General features: G+C 54.0%; 20 protein-coding genes. 17 read left to right on the plus strand and 3 right to left on the minus strand.

The window, feature by feature from the left end; all coding sequences use genetic code 11:
• Window positions 1-22 precede the first annotated feature (22 nt).
• Both yojI and mqo read left to right on the plus strand, forming a co-directional pair.
• The gene (gene yojI / locus A7Z29_RS05970) at window positions 23-1,666 is read left to right on the plus strand and encodes a microcin J25 efflux ABC transporter YojI (protein WP_105289938.1); all 1,644 of its coding nucleotides are present in this window, start codon (window positions 23-25) and stop codon (window positions 1,664-1,666) included.
• A 217-nt stretch (window positions 1,667-1,883) separates the two neighbouring features.
• Window positions 1,884-3,530, plus strand: coding sequence for a malate dehydrogenase (quinone) (gene mqo / locus A7Z29_RS05975; RefSeq protein ID WP_105289939.1), 1,647 nt, complete (start codon window positions 1,884-1,886; stop codon window positions 3,528-3,530).
• 149 nt (window positions 3,531-3,679) lie between these two features.
• Here mqo and eco read toward each other — a convergent pair whose 3' ends face one another.
• Window positions 3,680-4,168 (minus strand): serine protease inhibitor ecotin, encoded by a 489-nt coding sequence (eco, locus tag A7Z29_RS05980; RefSeq protein ID WP_032225728.1) that lies wholly within the window; start codon window positions 4,166-4,168, stop codon window positions 3,680-3,682.
• Between the two features lie 132 nt (window positions 4,169-4,300).
• A complete protein-coding gene (locus A7Z29_RS23370; RefSeq protein ID WP_021551082.1) occupies window positions 4,301-4,465 on the minus strand; it encodes a hypothetical protein in 165 nt (54 codons plus the stop codon).
• A gap of 108 nt (window positions 4,466-4,573) precedes the next feature.
• Between A7Z29_RS23370 and napF the strand changes: the two genes are divergently transcribed.
• Genes napF through ccmH form a run of 15 tightly spaced genes read left to right on the plus strand, consistent with a single transcriptional unit; the run spans window position 4,574 to window position 16,713 of the window.
• Window positions 4,574-5,068 carry a ferredoxin-type protein NapF gene (napF, locus tag A7Z29_RS05990; protein ID WP_105289940.1) on the plus strand — a complete coding sequence of 165 codons (495 nt, stop codon included), beginning with the start codon at window positions 4,574-4,576 and terminating at the stop codon, window positions 5,066-5,068.
• Window positions 5,058-5,321: a chaperone NapD gene (gene napD / locus A7Z29_RS05995; protein WP_000557378.1), complete on the plus strand. Its 264-nt coding sequence runs from the start codon at window positions 5,058-5,060 to the stop codon at window positions 5,319-5,321. The genes napF and napD overlap by 11 nt, the downstream gene beginning before the upstream one ends.
• Entirely contained in the window at window positions 5,318-7,804 is a 2,487-nt protein-coding gene (gene napA, locus A7Z29_RS06000) for a periplasmic nitrate reductase subunit alpha (protein ID WP_000778064.1), read from the plus strand. The genes napD and napA overlap by 4 nt, the downstream gene beginning before the upstream one ends.
• A gap of 6 nt (window positions 7,805-7,810) precedes the next feature.
• A complete protein-coding gene (napG, locus tag A7Z29_RS06005; protein WP_000091291.1) occupies window positions 7,811-8,506 on the plus strand; it encodes a ferredoxin-type protein NapG in 696 nt (231 codons plus the stop codon).
• The gene (gene napH / locus A7Z29_RS06010) at window positions 8,493-9,356 is read left to right on the plus strand and encodes a quinol dehydrogenase ferredoxin subunit NapH (protein WP_000013515.1); all 864 of its coding nucleotides are present in this window, start codon (window positions 8,493-8,495) and stop codon (window positions 9,354-9,356) included. The genes napG and napH overlap by 14 nt, the downstream gene beginning before the upstream one ends.
• Window positions 9,353-9,802, plus strand: coding sequence for a nitrate reductase cytochrome c-type subunit (gene napB / locus A7Z29_RS06015; RefSeq protein WP_000835177.1), 450 nt, complete (start codon window positions 9,353-9,355; stop codon window positions 9,800-9,802). Before napH ends, napB begins: the two co-directional genes overlap by 4 nt.
• A 9-nt stretch (window positions 9,803-9,811) precedes the next feature.
• Window positions 9,812-10,414: a cytochrome c-type protein NapC gene (napC, locus tag A7Z29_RS06020; protein WP_000528376.1), complete on the plus strand. Its 603-nt coding sequence runs from the start codon at window positions 9,812-9,814 to the stop codon at window positions 10,412-10,414.
• Between the two features lie 12 nt (window positions 10,415-10,426).
• Window positions 10,427-11,050 carry a cytochrome c biogenesis heme-transporting ATPase CcmA gene (ccmA, locus tag A7Z29_RS06025; protein WP_105289941.1) on the plus strand — a complete coding sequence of 208 codons (624 nt, stop codon included), beginning with the start codon at window positions 10,427-10,429 and terminating at the stop codon, window positions 11,048-11,050.
• Window positions 11,047-11,709 carry a heme exporter protein CcmB gene (gene ccmB, locus A7Z29_RS06030; protein ID WP_000971739.1) on the plus strand — a complete coding sequence of 221 codons (663 nt, stop codon included), beginning with the start codon at window positions 11,047-11,049 and terminating at the stop codon, window positions 11,707-11,709. Before ccmA ends, ccmB begins: the two co-directional genes overlap by 4 nt.
• Window positions 11,710-11,750: 41 nt before the next feature.
• Entirely contained in the window at window positions 11,751-12,488 is a 738-nt protein-coding gene (gene ccmC / locus A7Z29_RS06035; RefSeq protein WP_001295447.1) for a heme exporter protein CcmC, read from the plus strand.
• Complete coding sequence (gene ccmD, locus A7Z29_RS06040) at window positions 12,485-12,694, plus strand: heme exporter protein CcmD (RefSeq protein ID WP_000186547.1); 210 nt, start codon at window positions 12,485-12,487, stop codon at window positions 12,692-12,694. The genes ccmC and ccmD overlap by 4 nt, the downstream gene beginning before the upstream one ends.
• Window positions 12,691-13,170 (plus strand): cytochrome c maturation protein CcmE, encoded by a 480-nt coding sequence (ccmE, locus tag A7Z29_RS06045; protein WP_001026418.1) that lies wholly within the window; start codon window positions 12,691-12,693, stop codon window positions 13,168-13,170. The genes ccmD and ccmE overlap by 4 nt, the downstream gene beginning before the upstream one ends.
• Window positions 13,167-15,110 carry a cytochrome c-type biogenesis heme lyase CcmF gene (gene ccmF / locus A7Z29_RS06050; protein ID WP_000982467.1) on the plus strand — a complete coding sequence of 648 codons (1,944 nt, stop codon included), beginning with the start codon at window positions 13,167-13,169 and terminating at the stop codon, window positions 15,108-15,110. The genes ccmE and ccmF overlap by 4 nt, the downstream gene beginning before the upstream one ends.
• Complete coding sequence (dsbE, locus tag A7Z29_RS06055; protein WP_000824453.1) at window positions 15,107-15,664, plus strand: thiol:disulfide interchange protein DsbE; 558 nt, start codon at window positions 15,107-15,109, stop codon at window positions 15,662-15,664. The genes ccmF and dsbE overlap by 4 nt, the downstream gene beginning before the upstream one ends.
• Window positions 15,661-16,713, plus strand: a complete 1,053-nt coding sequence (gene ccmH, locus A7Z29_RS06060) for a cytochrome c-type biogenesis thiol:disulfide oxidoreductase CcmH (protein ID WP_001211595.1) — start codon at window positions 15,661-15,663, stop codon at window positions 16,711-16,713. The genes dsbE and ccmH overlap by 4 nt, the downstream gene beginning before the upstream one ends.
• 212 nt (window positions 16,714-16,925) lie before the next feature.
• Here the strand turns inward: ccmH and narP are convergent, their stop codons facing one another.
• A complete protein-coding gene (narP, locus tag A7Z29_RS06065) occupies window positions 16,926-17,573 on the minus strand; it encodes a nitrate/nitrite response regulator protein NarP (protein WP_010348111.1) in 648 nt (215 codons plus the stop codon).
• Between the last annotated feature and the right edge of the window lie 440 nt (window positions 17,574-18,013).

Here is an 18,013-nt window from a genome sequence, read left to right on the forward strand (position 1 = left end):
ATTCATTGTCCGGGTTTTCTGCATGGAACTTCTTGTACTTGTCTGGCGGCAGTATCGCTGGCCATTTATCAGTGTGATGGCGCTAAGCCTCGCCAGTGCGGCATTAGGCATTGGCTTAATTGCTTTTATCAATCAGCGCCTTATCGAAACGGCGGATAACAGTCTGCTGGTGCTGCCGGAGTTTCTGGGTTTATTGCTGTTGCTAATGGCAGTGACGCTGGGATCGCAACTGGCACTCACCACTTTGGGGCACCACTTCGTTTACCGACTGCGTAGCGAATTTATCAAGCGGATTCTGGATACCCACGTTGAGCGTATCGAACAACTCGGTAGCGCCTCATTGCTGGCGGGGTTAACCAGCGATGTGCGCAATATCACCATTGCTTTTGTTCGTTTGCCGGAACTGGTGCAGGGGATTATTCTCACTATCGGTTCAGCGGCGTATTTGTGGATGCTGTCGGGCAAAATGTTGCTGGTAACGGCTATCTGGATGGCGGTCACCATCTGGGGCGGTTTTGTGCTGGTGGCGCGGGTATACAAACATATGGCGACCCTGCGTGAAACCGAAGACAAGCTGTACACGGATTTTCAAACCGTTCTGGAAGGGCGCAAAGAGCTGACCCTGAACCGTGAACGCGCCGAGTATGTGTTTAACAACCTCTACATTCCTGATGCGCAAGAGTATCGCCATCATATTATCCGCGCAGACACCTTCCATCTTAGTGCTGTGAACTGGTCAAACATCATGATGTTGGGTGCTATCGGCCTGGTGTTCTGGATGGCGAACAGTCTCGGTTGGGCTGATACCAACGTTGCCGCGACCTATTCGCTGACGCTGTTATTCCTGCGCACGCCGCTGCTTTCTGCGGTTGGCGCATTACCGACGCTGCTGACGGCTCAGGTGGCGTTTAACAAGCTGAACAAATTCGCGCTCGCGCCTTTCAAAGCGGAGTTTCCACGCCCGCAGGCGTTTCCTGACTGGCAAACGCTGGAGCTACGTAACGTGACGTTTAGTTATCAGGACAACGCGTTTTCCGTTGGCCCACTCAACCTCACCATTAAACGTGGCGAACTGTTGTTTCTGATTGGTGGCAACGGTAGCGGAAAATCGACGCTGGCGATGTTGCTGACGGGGTTGTATCAGCCGCAAAGCGGTGAAATTTTGCTGGATGGTAAACCCATCAGCGGCGAAAAACCGGAAGATTATCGCAAACTGTTTTCGGCCGTGTTTACCGATGTCTGGCTGTTTGATCAACTGCTGGGGCCGGAGGGTAAACCTGCTAATCCGCAACTGGTTGAGAAGTGGCTGGCGCAGTTGAAAATGGCTCATAAGCTGGAGTTAAGTAACGGGCGTATTGTTAACCTGAAGTTATCAAAAGGGCAGAAAAAACGCGTGGCGCTGTTGCTGGCGTTGGCAGAAGAACGCGATATTATCCTGCTGGATGAATGGGCGGCGGATCAAGACCCACACTTCCGCCGTGAGTTTTATCAGGTGCTGCTACCGCTGATGCAGGAGATGGGAAAAACTATTTTCGCCATCAGTCATGATGATCATTACTTTATCCACGCTGACCGCCTGCTGGAAATGCGCAACGGGCAACTTAGCGAACTGACAGGCGAAGAGCGCGATGCTGCTTCGCGTGATGCCGTTGCCCGGACGGCATAATATTTTGACGCTGACCTGGCGGCTTGCTGCCGCCAGGTAAATATTCTAAAAATCCCTTCGTTTCTAATAACCCTATAATTAATCAACGAAATTATAATGTTTCTAAAATTAGAATATAATTTATAAACATTATTTAAATGTTGTTACTTAAGTGTTACCGTTGATGCCGCGCAAATCTCACCTGCAATAAAGCGACTAAAAGTAAGGCATTAACAAGATGAAAAAAGTGACTGCCATGCTCTTCTCGATGGCCGTGGGGCTTAATGCCGTTTCGATGGCGGCAAAAGCGAAAGCGTCCGAGGAGCAGGAAACTGATGTACTGTTGATTGGCGGCGGCATTATGAGCGCCACATTGGGGACTTATTTACGCGAGCTGGAGCCAGAGTGGTCGATGACCATGGTAGAGCGCCTGGAGGGTGTCGCGCAGGAGAGTTCGAACGGCTGGAACAACGCCGGAACGGGGCATTCTGCGCTGATGGAACTCAATTACACCCCGCAAAACGCCGATGGCAGCATCAGTATTGAAAAAGCAGTCGCCATTAATGAAGCATTCCAGATTTCCCGCCAGTTCTGGGCGCACCAGGTCGAGCGCGGCGTGCTGCGTACTCCGCGTTCATTTATCAATACCGTTCCGCACATGAGCTTTGTCTGGGGCGAAGATAACGTCAATTTCCTGCGTGCCCGCTATGCGGCATTGCAACAAAGTTCGCTGTTTCGCGGTATGCGTTACTCTGAAGATCACGCGCAAATCAAAGAGTGGGCTCCGTTAGTGATGGAAGGGCGCGATCCGCAGCAGAAAGTGGCGGCTACACGCACAGAAATCGGCACTGATGTGAACTACGGCGAGATCACCCGCCAGTTAATTGCTTCCTTGCAGAAGAAATCTAACTTCTCGCTGCAACTCAGCAGTGAAGTCCGCGCCCTCAAACGTAATGACGATAACACCTGGACCGTCACCGTTGCCGATCTGAAAAATGGCACTGCACAGAACATCCGCGCGAAATTTGTCTTTATCGGCGCGGGCGGTGCGGCGCTGAAGCTGTTACAGGAATCGGGTATTCCAGAAGCGAAAGACTATGCCGGTTTCCCGGTGGGCGGTCAGTTCCTTGTTTCGGAAAACCCGGGCGTGGTTAATCACCATCTGGCGAAGGTTTACGGTAAAGCATCCGTTGGCGCACCACCGATGTCGGTTCCGCATATCGATACCCGTGTGCTGGACGGTAAACGCGTAGTGCTGTTTGGGCCATTTGCCACCTTCTCAACTAAATTCCTCAAAAACGGTTCACTGTGGGATCTGATGAGTTCCACCACCACCTCTAACGTGATGCCGATGATGCACGTCGGGCTGGATAATTTCGATCTGGTGAAATATCTGGTAAGTCAGGTGATGTTGAGTGAAGAGGATCGTTTTGAAGCGTTGAAAGAGTACTATCCGCAGGCGAAAAAAGAGGACTGGCGTTTGTGGCAAGCAGGACAGCGTGTGCAGATTATCAAACGCGATGCCGAGAAAGGCGGCGTGCTGCGTCTGGGTACAGAAGTGGTCAGCGACCAGCAAGGAACCATTGCCGCGCTGCTGGGGGCATCGCCGGGGGCGTCAACTGCCGCGCCGATTATGTTGAATCTGCTGGAAAAAGTATTTGGTGATCGTGTTTCCAGTCCGCGATGGCAGGCCACGTTGAAAGCGATCGTTCCGTCTTATGGCCGTAAGCTGAACGGCGATGTGGCGGCAACAGAACGCGAGTTGCAGTACACCAGCGAAGTGCTGGGGCTGAAATACGATAAGCCGCAGGCGGCAGACAGTACGCCGAAACCGCAGTTGAAACCGCAACCCGTTCAAAAAGAAGTGGCGGATATTGCGTTGTAATGATGTGCCACATCCGGCATGGTATGCCGGATGTGGCGTATGCTGATAAGACGCGTCAGCGTCGCATCAGGCAACCGGCTCGTGCGCCAGATGTCGGATGTGGCGTAACCGTCTTATTCGGCCTACGGGGTGCCGCACCTCACAGCAGTTTAGCGAACTACCGCGTTGTCAATTTTCTCTTCCGCCTTCCAGATGCGGTACTTCACATCCACATTGTCTGGCGTATACACCACGATCGGCAGCTTACTGTTGTAACGCAGCATTCCAGCATCGCCCAGATACGCGGTGACAAATTTCTTCTCTTTCTTGCCATCCGGGCAGGCCATCATCGTCGAAACCGGGGAGCTTACTTTATCAAAGACATAATAATCATAGCCCCAGCCTTCCAGCGTTTTGCTTTCCAGCTTCCCGCCGAGACGATGCAAATTGCAATCGACTTCCAGCGTCTGACCGATTAACAGTTCTACTTTCAGGGTAGATTCATCTTCTTGCGGAGTTAACTGAATCACCTGACGCTTCATGCCTTTTTCAGCTTGTGGATAAGGCGCTACTTTCTCCAGTGGCTGGACACTCTCTGCCGCCCAGGCGGAGGTGGTAGCGAAAGCGGCAAACAATACTGCAGGTAGAATGGTCTTCATTTTTGCTTTCCTTCTTCATTTATAGGTTTTCACCGATGATGTCGCTGAAGGTTAACATATTCATCAGATTTATTAATTTGCTTTATGAATAACCTAAAGAATATTCAGACAATTTTACCTGCCCTTTTAGTGTTAAATTCTGATGAATGGCGAAGCCTGGAGAAATATTTCTGGTGAATTAATCGCTATATAAATATGTTTATAACCATTTGAGATGTGAGCAAAAGCCCGTTTTTGCCACTCTTCCCACCACTCTTTTGATCCTGCTACAGGTTTTACCCCGATCGGGGTATGCATCTTTGACACATCCTTTAATATCTTAGCGGCTATAAAAATGGCTTATTAATTATGCGGTTTATTTGGTCGCTCTCAGTTTTCAGAGCGCGTTAATGATGGAAGGTCAATGTGAAGATTGATGCATCCCGTCGGGGCATACTCACTGGTCGCTGGCGCAAAGCCAGTAACGGTATCCGTCCGCCCTGGTCCGGTGATGAATCTCATTTTCTGACCCATTGCACCCGCTGCGACGCCTGTATTAATGCTTGTGAAAACAACATTCTGCAACGCGGCGCGGGCGGCTATCCGAGCGTTAATTTCAAAAATAACGAGTGCAGCTTCTGTTACGCCTGCGCGCAGGCTTGCCCCGAATCGCTATTTTCTCCGCGCTACACCAGGGCCTGGGATTTGCTGTTCACCATCGGGGAGGCGTGCCTGGCGTATCAGTCAGTTGAATGCCGCCGCTGTCAGGATAGCTGTGAGCCAATGGCAATTATCTTTCGCCCGACGCTCTCCGGGATCTACCAGCCGCAACTTAATAGCCAACTTTGCAACGGATGTGGAGCATGTGCAGCCAGTTGTCCGGTATCAGCCATAACTGCGGAGTATCTCCATGCACACTAACTGGCAAGTTTGCAGCCTGGTCGTGCAGGCCAAAAGCGAACGAATTTCAGACATCAGCACCCAACTGAACGCCTTTCCCGGCTGTGAAGTTGCTGTCAGCGACGCGCCGAGCGGTCAGTTGATTGTGGTGGTGGAAGCAGAAGACAGCGAAACGCTGATCCAAACCATTGAGTCAGTACGCAACGTAGAGGGCGTGCTGGCGGTGTCGCTGGTTTATCACCAGCAGGAAGAGCAAGGTGAGGAAACACCATGAAACTCAGTCGTCGTAGCTTTATGAAAGCTAACGCCGTTGCGGCCGCTGCGGCGGCTGCCGGTCTCAGCGTGCCGGGCGTTGCCCGCGCCGTTGTTGGTCAGCAGGAAGCCATTAAATGGGATAAAGCGCCGTGCCGTTTCTGCGGTACTGGTTGCGGCGTTCTGGTCGGAACGCAGCAGGGGCGTGTGGTGGCCTGTCAGGGCGACCCGGACGCACCGGTTAACCGTGGTCTGAACTGCATTAAGGGCTATTTCCTGCCCAAAATCATGTACGGTAAAGACCGTTTGACGCAGCCGCTGCTGCGTATGAAAAACGGTAAATATGACAAAGAAGGCGAATTTACCCCAATCACCTGGGATCAAGCCTTCGATGTGATGGAAGAGAAATTCAAAACCGCCCTGAAAGAAAAAGGGCCGGAATCGATCGGTATGTTCGGTTCTGGTCAGTGGACTATCTGGGAAGGTTATGCCGCGTCCAAGTTGTTCAAAGCGGGCTTCCGTTCGAACAACATCGACCCGAACGCGCGTCACTGTATGGCGTCGGCGGTGGTTGGCTTTATGCGTACCTTTGGTATGGATGAGCCGATGGGCTGCTATGACGACATCGAACAGGCTGACGCGTTTGTGCTGTGGGGCGCAAACATGGCGGAGATGCACCCGATCCTCTGGTCGCGCATCACTAACCGTCGTCTCTCTAACCAGAACGTCACCGTGGCGGTGCTTTCTACCTACCAGCATCGTAGCTTCGAACTGGCGGATAACGGCATCATCTTTACGCCGCAATCTGACCTGGTGATCCTGAACTACATCGCCAACTATATCATTCAAAACAATGCGATAAATCAGGACTTCTTCAGCAAACACGTTAACCTGCGCAAAGGGGCGACGGACATCGGCTACGGTTTACGTCCGACCCATCCGCTGGAAAAAGCAGCGAAGAATCCAGGTTCTGACGCCTCCGAACCGATGAGCTTTGAAGATTACAAAGCCTTCGTTGCTGAGTATACGCTGGAAAAAACTGCCGAAATGACCGGCGTGCCGAAAGACCAGTTAGAACAACTGGCGCAGCTGTATGCCGATCCGAACAAGAAAGTCATCTCCTACTGGACGATGGGCTTCAACCAGCATACTCGTGGCGTGTGGGCCAACAACCTGGTCTACAACCTGCACCTGCTGACCGGCAAAATTTCCCAGCCGGGTTGCGGTCCGTTCTCCCTGACCGGGCAGCCTTCCGCGTGTGGTACTGCGCGTGAAGTGGGCACCTTTGCTCACCGTCTGCCTGCGGACATGGTGGTAACTAACGAGAAACATCGTGATATCTGCGAGAAGAAGTGGAATATCCCGAGCGGCACCATTCCGGCGAAAATCGGTCTGCATGCGGTAGCACAAGACCGTGCGCTGAAAGACGGCAAGCTGAATGTTTACTGGACCATGTGTACCAACAACATGCAGGCCGGGCCGAACATCAATGAAGAGCGTATGCCGGGCTGGCGCGATCCGCGCAACTTCATCATCGTCTCCGATCCGTATCCGACAGTCAGTGCGCTGGCCGCCGACTTGATCCTGCCGACCGCAATGTGGGTAGAGAAAGAGGGGGCTTACGGTAACGCCGAACGCCGTACTCAATTCTGGCGTCAGCAGGTACAGGCACCGGGCGAAGCGAAATCGGATCTCTGGCAGTTAGTCCAGTTCTCCCGCCGCTTCAAAACTGAAGAAGTATGGCCGGAAGAGCTGCTGGCGAAGAAACCGGAACTGCGTGGCAAAACGCTGTACGAAGTTCTGTATGCCACCCCGGAAGTGAGCAAATTCCCGCTATCCGAACTGGCGGAAGATCAGCTGAACGATGAATCCCGCGAGCTGGGCTTCTATCTGCAAAAAGGGCTGTTCGAAGAGTACGCATGGTTTGGTCGCGGTCACGGTCACGATCTGGCACCGTTCGATGATTACCACAAAGCACGCGGTCTGCGCTGGCCGGTAGTGAACGGTAAAGAAACGCAGTGGCGTTACAGCGAAGGTAACGACCCGTACGTGAAAGCGGGCGAAGGCTACAAGTTCTACGGTAAACCGGATGGCAAAGCGGTGATCTTCGCGCTGCCGTTCGAACCGGCGGCGGAGGCACCGGATGAAGAGTACGACCTGTGGCTCTCTACCGGACGCGTTCTGGAGCACTGGCATACCGGCAGTATGACTCGCCGTGTACCGGAACTGCACCGCGCCTTCCCGGAAGCGGTCCTGTTTATTCACCCGTTGGATGCGAAAGCGCGCGATCTGCGTCGTGGCGACAAAGTGAAAGTGGTTTCTCGCCGTGGCGAAGTGATCTCGATTGTCGAAACGCGCGGTCGTAACCGTCCGCCGCAGGGCTTGGTGTACATGCCGTTCTTCGATGCCGCACAGCTGGTTAACAAACTGACGCTGGACGCGACCGATCCGCTCTCGAAAGAGACGGACTTCAAGAAGTGCGCGGTCAAACTGGAGAAGGTGTAAGCCATTATGTCCCGGTCAGCGAAACCTCAAAATGGTCGCCGCCGCTTTCTGCGCGATGTCGTTCGCACAGCAGGCGGGCTGGCTGCCGTGGGTGTGGCGCTGGGGTTACAACAGCAAACCGCACGCGCATCTGGCGTGCGGTTGCGCCCGCCCGGAGCCATAAACGAGAACGCCTTTGCCAGTGCCTGTGTGCGTTGCGGTCAGTGTGTTCAGGCTTGCCCTTATGACACCTTAAAACTGGCGACGCTGGCTTCTGGCCTGTCGGCGGGCACGCCATATTTTGTCGCACGGGATATTCCTTGCGAAATGTGTGAGGACATTCCGTGCGCCAAAGTGTGCCCGAGCGGTGCGTTGGATCGTGAGATCGAATCGATCGACGACGCGCGAATGGGGCTGGCGGTGTTGGTGGATCAGGAGAACTGCCTCAACTTTCAGGGGCTGCGCTGCGATGTTTGTTATCGCGAATGCCCGAAAATTGATGAGGCAATCACCCTGGAGCTGGAGCGCAACACGCGTACTGGTAAGCACGCACGCTTTCTGCCGACGGTTCACAGCGACGCCTGTACCGGCTGCGGTAAGTGCGAAAAAGTGTGCGTGCTGGAACAACCGGCAATCAAGGTGTTACCGCTGTCACTGGCGAAAGGGGAGTTAGGTCACCATTACCGCTTCGGCTGGCTGGAGGGGAACAATGGCAAATCGTAAACGTGACGCCGGGCGCGAGGCGCTGGAGAAAAAAGGCTGGTGGCGCAGTCACCGTTGGCTGGTATTGCGTCGCCTTTGTCAGTTCTTCGTGCTGGGGATGTTTTTGAGCGGCCCGTGGTTTGGTGTGTGGATTTTGCACGGCAACTACAGCAGTAGCCTGTTATTCGACACCGTTCCGCTGACCGATCCGCTGATGACGCTGCAAAGTCTTGCCAGCGGTCATCTGCCTGCCACGGTGGCGTTGACCGGTGCGGTAATTATCACCGTGCTCTACGCCCTGGCAGGAAAGCGATTATTTTGCAGTTGGGTCTGCCCGCTGAACCCGATTACCGACTTAGCGAACTGGTTGCGCCGGCGTTTTGACCTTAATCAGTCTGCGACGATCCCGCGCCACATTCGCTACGTGCTGTTGGTGGTCATTCTGGTGGGTTCGGCCTTAACTGGCACGCTCATCTGGGAATGGATCAACCCCGTTTCCCTGATGGGGCGTAGCCTGGTAATGGGCTTCGGTAGCGGCGCGCTGCTTATTCTCGCGCTGTTTTTATTTGATCTACTGGTCGTTGAACACGGCTGGTGCGGGCACATTTGTCCGGTTGGTGCACTGTATGGCGTGCTGGGTAGCAAAGGTGTGATTACCGTTGCGGCCACCGATCGGCAGAAATGTAACCGCTGTATGGATTGTTTTCATGTTTGCCCGGAACCGCATGTGCTACGTGCCCCGGTGCTGGATGAACAAAGCCCGGTGCAGGTCACCAGCCGCGATTGCATGACGTGCGGTCGCTGCGTGGATGTCTGTTCTGAGGATGTATTTACAATAACTACACGATGGAGTTCGGGAGCGAAATCATGAAAAGCCATGACCTGAAGAAGGCGCTGTGTCAATGGACGGCGATGCTGGCCCTGGTGGTGAGCGGCGCAGTTTGGGCGGCTAATGGCGTCGATTTTAGCCAGTCGCCGGAAGTATCCGGGACGCAGGAAGGGGCCATTCGGATGCCAAAAGAGCAGGAACGAATGCCGCTGAACTATGTGAATCAGCCGCCAATGATCCCGCATAGCGTTGAAGGTTATCAGGTAACGACCAATACCAACCGCTGCTTGCAGTGCCACGGTGTCGAAAGTTATCGCACCACTGGCGCGCCGCGTATCAGTCCTACTCACTTTATGGACAGCGACGGCAAAGTGGGCGCAGAAGTGGCTCCGCGTCGTTACTTCTGTCTGCAATGTCACGTGCCGCAGGCCGATACCGCGCCAATCGTGGGGAATACCTTTACCCCATCAAAAGGTTACGGGAAATAAGAGGTTATTATGGGAAATTCTGACCGTAAGCCTGGTCTGATTAAGCGCCTGTGGAAATGGTGGCGTACCCCCAGCCGTCTGGCGCTGGGGACGCTGCTGTTGATCGGTTTTGTCGGCGGCATCGTCTTCTGGGGCGGCTTTAACACCGGTATGGAAAAAGCCAACACCGAAGAGTTCTGCATTAGCTGCCACGAAATGCGTAACACGGTGTATCAGGAATACATGGATTCCGTGCACTACAACAACCGTAGCGGCGTGCGTGCGACCTGCCCGGATTGTCACGTTCCGCACGAGTTTGTGCCGAAGATGATACGCAAGCTCAAAGCAAGTAAAGAGCTGTATGGTAAAATTTTTGGCGTTATTGACACGCCGCAGAAATTTGAAGCTCATCGCCTGACGATGGCACAGAATGAGTGGCGGCGCATGAAGGACAATAACTCGCAGGAGTGCCGTAACTGTCACAACTTCGAGTATATGGATACAACCGCCCAGAAATCGGTTGCCGCGAAGATGCATGACCAGGCGGTGAAAGATGGGCAAACCTGTATTGATTGCCATAAAGGGATAGCGCACAAGCTGCCCGATATGCGTGAAGTCGAGCCAGGTTTTTAACAGGGTTATTGCTTGGGTATGCTTGAAGCCAGAGAGTTACTTTGTGAGCGGGATGAACGAACCTTATTTAGTGGTTTATCATTTACGCTGAACGCAGGAGAGTGGGTACAAATCACCGGTAGCAACGGCGCGGGGAAGACAACGCTTCTCCGTTTGCTGTCGGGGTTGTCTCGCCCTGATGCGGGTGACGTTCTCTGGCAAGGGCAGCCCTTGCATCAGGTACGCGACAGCTACCATCAAAACCTGTTATGGATAGGCCATCAGCCGGGGATCAAAACCCGGCTGACGGCGTTAGAAAATCTGCACTTTTATCATCGCGATGGTGATACCGCACAATGTCTGGACGCCCTGGCGCAGGCCGGGCTTGCCGGATTCGAAGATATTCCCGTAAATCAACTTTCTGCCGGGCAACAACGCCGCGTCGCTTTAGCGCGTCTGTGGCTGACCCGTGCCACGTTATGGATCCTCGACGAACCTTTTACCGCGATTGACGTTAACGGCGTCGATCGTCTGACCCAGCGAATGGCGCAACATACGGAGCAGGGGGGGATTGTGATTCTGACCACTCACCAGCCGCTCAACGTTGCTGAAAGTAAAATTCGCCGCATTTCACTGACGCAAACGAGGGCCGCATGATGTTCTGGCGCATTTTCCGTCTTGAGCTGCGCGTGGCGTTTCGCCATAGTGCCGAAATCGCTAATCCGCTGTGGTTCTTCCTGATTGTTATTACCCTTTTTCCGCTCAGTATTGGCCCGGAGCCGCAGCTGCTGGCGCGTATTGCACCGGGAGTTATCTGGGTTGCGGCGCTGCTTTCTTCACTGCTGGCGCTGGAGCGACTGTTCCGTGACGATTTGCAGGACGGCAGTCTTGAACAATTGATGTTGTTGCCGTTACCCTTGCCTGCCGTTGTGCTGGCGAAGGTGATGGCGCACTGGATGGTAACCGGTCTGCCGTTACTCATCCTCTCGCCTCTGGTGGCATTGCTACTGGGAATGGACGTTTATGGCTGGCAAGTGATGGCGCTGACGCTGCTGCTGGGAACCCCAACGCTTGGCTTTCTCGGCGCACCTGGCGTGGCGCTGACGGTGGGGCTTAAGCGCGGCGGCGTGCTATTGAGCATTCTGGTGTTACCGCTGACTATCCCATTACTCATCTTTGCCACCGCCGCGATGGACGCGGCTTCGATGCATTTGCCCGTTGACGGGTATCTGGCAATTTTAGGCGCGTTGCTGGCAGGCACCGCGACATTAAGTCCTTTTGCGACGGCGGCAGCGTTAAGAATCAGCATTCAATAACGCTGGATTACTGATTTTTGTTCAAGTCTGGTATCGAAACTATGTGGAAAACACTGCATCAACTGGCGATCCCACCACGGCTGTACCAAATCTGTGGCTGGTTTATACCGTGGCTGGCAATCGCCAGTGTGGTTGTGCTTACCGTCGGCTGGATCTGGGGATTCGGCTTTGCCCCCGCTGATTATCAACAGGGAAATAGCTACCGCATTATCTACTTGCATGTGCCTGCGGCGATCTGGTCAATGGGGATTTATGCCTCAATGGCGGTGGCCGCGTTTATCGGCCTGGTCTGGCAGATGAAAATGGCCAACCTGGCGGTGGCGGCGATGGCGCCCATTGGTGCCGTGTTTACCTTTATTGCCCTGGTCACCGGTTCTGCGTGGGGAAAACCGATGTGGGGCACCTGGTGGGTATGGGACGCACGCCTGACTTCTGAACTGGTGCTGCTGTTTTTGTATGTGGGTGTGATTGCCCTGTGGCACGCCTTCGACGACCGCCGTCTGGCGGGCCGTGCGGCAGGTATCCTGGTGCTGATTGGCGTGGTGAATCTGCCGATTATTCATTACTCCGTGGAGTGGTGGAACACCCTGCATCAGGGATCAACGCGAATGCAGCAAAGTATCGATCCGGCGATGCGTTCGCCGCTGCGCTGGTCGATTTTCGGCTTCCTGCTGCTGTCTGCCACGCTGACGCTGATGCGGATGCGTAATTTGATTTTGCTGATGGAAAAACGCCGTCCGTGGGTGAGTGAACTGATACTGAAAAGAGGCCGTAAATGACCCCTGCATTTGCTTCCTGGAATGAATTTTTCGCAATGGGCGGTTACGCCTTTTATGTCTGGCTGGCGGTGGTGATGACCGTTATTCCGCTGGTGGTTTTGGTCGTGCACTCGGTGATGCAGCATCGCGCAATTCTGCGTGGCGTGGCGCAACAGCGGGCGCGTGAGGCGCGTTTACGTGCTGCGCAACAGCAGGAGGCTGCATGAATATTCGCCGTAAAAACCGCTTGTGGATTGCCTGTGCCGTGCTGGCGGGGCTGGCGCTGACGATTGGCCTGGTGCTATATGCGCTGCGCTCGAATATCGATCTTTTTTATACGCCGGGGGAGATTCTCTACGGCAAACGTGAAACCCAACAGATGCCGGAAGTCGGGCAGCGCCTGCGCGTCGGCGGAATGGTGATGCCGGGGAGCGTGCAGCGCGATCCCAATTCGCTGAAAGTAACGTTCACCATTTACGACGCTGAAGGCTCAGTGGATGTCTCTTATGAAGGCATTTTGCCGGATCTGTTCCGTGAAGGGCAGGGCGTTGTGGTGCAGGGCGAACTGGAAAAAGGCAATCATATCCTCGCGAAAGAAGTGCTGGCGAAACACGATGAAAACTATACGCCGCCAGAAGTCGAAAAAGCGATGGAAGCGAATCACCGTCGCCCGGCGAGTGTTTATAAGGATCCAGCATCATGATGCCAGAAATTGGTAACGGGCTGCTGTGCCTGGCGCTAGGAATTGCGCTGCTGCTGTCCGTGTATCCGTTATGGGGCGTGGCGCGCGGAGATGCGCGCATGATGGCGTCTTCCCGCTTGTTTGCCTGGCTACTGTTCATGACTGTGGCTGGCGCATTTCTGGTGCTGGTCAATGCTTTCGTGGTCAACGACTTTACCGTCACCTATGTTGCCAGCAACTCGAATACCCAGCTTCCGGTATGGTATCGCGTGGCGGCGACCTGGGGCGCGCATGAAGGTTCACTGCTGCTGTGGGTGTTGCTGATGAGCGGCTGGACGTTTGCGGTAGCGATTTTTAGCCAGCGTATTCCGCTGGATATTGTTGCTCGCGTACTGGCGATAATGGGGATGGTTAGCGTCGGATTTTTGCTGTTCATTCTCTTTACCTCAAACCCGTTCTCCCGCACGCTGCCGAACTTCCCGATTGAAGGGCGCGATCTTAACCCACTGTTGCAGGATCCGGGGCTGATCTTCCATCCGCCTCTGCTCTATATGGGCTACGTCGGTTTCTCGGTGGCGTTTGCTTTTGCCATCGCTTCTTTGTTGAGTGGGCGTCTGGACAGCACTTACGCACGTTTTACCCGTCCGTGGACGCTGGCGGCGTGGATCTTCCTGACGCTCGGCATTGTGCTTGGTTCCGCATGGGCCTATTACGAACTCGGCTGGGGCGGCTGGTGGTTCTGGGATCCGGTAGAAAACGCCTCGTTTATGCCGTGGCTGGTGGGGACTGCGCTGATGCACTCACTGGCGGTCACTGAACAACGCGCCAGCTTCAAAGCGTGGACATTACTGTTGGCAATCAGTGCCTTCTCGCTGTGTCTGCTGGGGACTTTCCTGGTGCGTTCCGGCGTGCTGGTATCGGTACACGCGTTTGCGTCTGATCCGGCGCGCGGTATGTTTATCCTCGCCTTTATGGTACTGGTGATTGGCGGTTCGCTGCTGCTGTTTGCCGCGCGTGGACACAAAGTTCGCTCGCGCGTAAATAATGCGCTGTGGTCGCGGGAATCTCTGCTGTTAGCGAACAACGTTTTGCTGGTCGCCGCGATGCTGGTGGTGTTGCTGGGGACGCTGCTGCCGCTGGTGCATAAACAACTGGGGCTGGGCAGTATTTCGATTGGCGAACCGTTCTTCAACACCATGTTTACCTGGCTAATGGTGCCGTTTGCGCTGTTGCTTGGCGTCGGCCCTCTGGTGCGCTGGGGACGCGATCGCCCGCGTAAAATCCGCAATTTGTTGATTATCGCCTTCATCTCAACGCTGGTGCTGTCTCTGCTGTTGCCGTGGCTGTTCGAAAGCAAAGTTGTGGCGATGACGGTGCTTGGCCTGGCAATGGCCTGCTGGATTGCGGTGCTGGCAATTGCGGAAGCTGCGCTGCGTATTTCACGCGGCACGAAAACCACCTTCAGTTATTGGGGGATGGTGGCGGCTCATCTGGGACTGGCGGTGACAATTGTTGGCATTGCCTTCAGCCAGAACTATAGCGTTGAGCGTGATGTGCGCATGAAGTCTGGCGATAGCGTCGATATTCATGAATATCGCTTCACCTTCCGTGATGTCAAAGAGGTGACTGGCCCGAACTGGCGTGGCGGTGTGGCGACTATCGGCGTAACGCGTGATGGCAAGCCGGAAACGGTGCTGTATGCGGAAAAACGTTATTACAACACTGCCGGGTCGATGATGACCGAAGCAGCGATTGACGGCGGCATCACTCGTGACCTGTACGCTGCGCTCGGCGAAGAGCTGGAAAACGGCGCGTGGGCAGTTCGTCTTTACTACAAACCGTTTGTTCGCTGGATCTGGGCGGGTGGGCTGATGATGGCGTTGGGCGGGCTGCTGTGCCTGTTTGATCCTCGCTATCGCAAGCGCGTGAACCCGCAAAAAACTGCGCCGGAGGCTGTATGAAGCGCAAAGTATTGTTAATTCCTTTGATTATCTTCCTGGCGATTGCCGCAGCATTGCTGTGGCAGCTGGCGCGTAATGCCGAAGGGGATGATCCGACCAATCTGGAATCGGCGCTCATTGGCAAGCCAGTGCCGACGTTTCGCCTCGAATCACTGGATAATCCCGGTCAGTTTTATCAGGCGGACGTGCTGACTCAGGGTAAACCGGTGCTGCTTAACGTCTGGGCGACCTGGTGTCCGACCTGCCGTGCGGAACATCAATATCTGAATCAGCTTTCTGCGCAGGGCATCCGCGTGGTGGGTATGAACTATAAAGACGACAGGCAGAAAGCAATTAGCTGGCTGAAAGAACTGGGCAATCCTTACGCGCTAAGCCTGTTTGATGGCGACGGCATGTTAGGGTTGGATCTTGGCGTGTATGGCGCGCCAGAAACGTTTCTCATCGATGGCAACGGCATCATTCGCTATCGCCATGCGGGCGATCTCAATCCTCGCGTCTGGGAAGAAGAGATCAAGCCGCTGTGGGAGAAATACAGTAAGGAGGCCGCACAATGAGGTTTTTATTGGGCGTGCTGATGCTGATGATCTCCGGCTCGGCGCTGGCGACCATCGACGTGTTGCAGTTTAAAGATGAAGCACAGGAACAGCAGTTCCGCCAGCTCACGGAAGAACTGCGCTGCCCGAAATGCCAGAACAACAGTATTGCCGATTCCAACTCGATGATTGCCACTGACCTGCGCCAGAAAGTGTATGAACTGATGCAGGAAGGTAAAAGCAAGAAAGAGATTGTTGATTATATGGTGGCGCGTTACGGCAACTTCGTCACTTACGATCCGCCATTAACACCGCTGACCGTGCTGCTGTGGGTGCTGCCAGTTGTCGCTATTGGTATCGGCGGCTGGGTGATTTACTCCCGCTCGCGGCGTCGGGTGCATGTGGCGCAGGAGGAGTTTCCTGAACAAAGCGTGCCGGAAGGTAAGCGTGCCGGATATGTTGTTTATCTGCCGGGTATTGTGGTGGCGTTAATTGTGGCAGGCGTCAGCTACTACCAGACTGGCAATTATCAGCAGGTAAAAGTTTGGCAGCAGGCCACGGCACAGGCTCCGGCGTTGCTGGACAGGGCGCTCGATCCGAAAGCCGATCCGCTCAACGAAGAAGAGATGTCACGTCTTGCGCTGGGGATGCGTACTCAACTGCAAAAAAATCCGGGAGATATAGAAGGCTGGATTATGTTGGGCCGCGTTGGCATGGCGCTGGGTAACGCCAGTATCGCGACCGATGCATATGCCACTGCGTATCGCCTCGATCCGAAAAACAGTGATGCTGCGCTAGGTTACGCGGAGGCATTAACGCGTTCTTCTGACCCCAACGATAACCGCCTGGGCGGCGAGTTGTTGCGTCAACTGGTGAGAAGTGACCACAGCAATATTCGCGTGCTGAGCATGTATGCGTTTAACGCCTTTGAGCAGCAGCGATTTGGCGAAGCCGTTGCCGCGTGGGAGATGATGTTGAAACTCTTGCCTGCCAACGATACTCGCCGTGCGGTGATTGAGCGCAGTATCGCGCAGGCGATGCAGCATTTGTCGCCGCAGGAGAGTAAGTAAGAAGAAGCCCGATGGTGACGCCATTGGAGCCAGGCGGATGACAACGTGCGCTATGTTTATGCCGGATGCGGCGTGATCGCCTTATTCGGCCTACAAAATCGTGCAAATTCAATACATTGCTCGATCTGAGTAGGCCTGATAAGCATAGCGCATCAGGCAGTTTTGCGTTTGTCATCAATCTCAGCCCGATGATAAATCCATCGGGCTATTTTTTATTGTGTCCCGCGTTGTTGCAGGAACAGAATGGTGGCCGCCACGCGTGAGCGGACATTGAGTTTACGCAGCAGATTGCGAATGTGCACTTTTACCGTCTGCTCAGAAATATTCAACACCGAGGCAATTTGCTTATTCGACAGCCCTTGCGCCAGCTCGTGCAGAACATCCAGCTCACGTTCCGTCAGCACGCTGAAGGGATCTTCTTCCGCACCGAACATTTCACGTTCGCGCAAGTACTGATTGACGCGTTCGCTAAAGACTTTGCTGCCTTTTGCTCCGGCGCGAATTGCTTCCAGCAATACTTCCGGGTCGCTGTCTTTTAGCAGATAGCCGTCTGCGCCTGCGTCTATCAGTGCAAAGACATCGCTGGAGGCATCTGATACGGTCAGGATAATAATTTGCGCGGTAACGCCATCCCTGCGCAAGGCATTGAGGGTATCCAGGCCACTCATACCTTTCATATTGAGATCCAGCAAGATAACGTCGATATCCAGTCGATTAGCCAGATCGATAGCACTAGCGCCGTCGCCTGCTTCGGCGACCACTTCAAAACCAGGATCAAGCTCCAGTAACTGACGAACACCGCGTCGCATAAGTGGATGATCATCCACAATCATCACCTGAAAAGGCGTTGCTTCAGGCATAGTAGTCTCCTGAGGTTTTATTAGAATCATTATGTTTGAGCGTAGCGTTGGTAACGCTACCAGGCGCGTGAATGTTACCCCATTTTATGTATGGGCATGTAGTAAAACTGCAAGTGAGGGTAGCAAGACAATGCTGTGGATATAAAAAAACCAACCTTAAAGGTTGGTTTTCTTGGGATTTTTGGTCGGCACGAGAGGATTTGAACCTCCGACCCCCGACACCCCATGACGCCGCTTGAAAAATGCTGAGAACCGCGCAATCGCTGGTGGTAGGTACTATTCGCATGTATAAACAAACAGTGCTTTTTTAGCAAAATCCGTTCTATATACATCAATGACTTAGGTGGTGGTTTCTCCCCATGCCACAAGTAGTGTTGAGCTTTACTGAAGCCACTCCATTGGCCTCTACATGGAAACTAACAAGAAAATGTCAGTTGAAG

This window comes from Escherichia sp. MOD1-EC6842, from assembly GCF_002965705.1.
Taxonomy (GTDB): domain Bacteria; phylum Pseudomonadota; class Gammaproteobacteria; order Enterobacterales; family Enterobacteriaceae; genus Escherichia; species Escherichia ruysiae.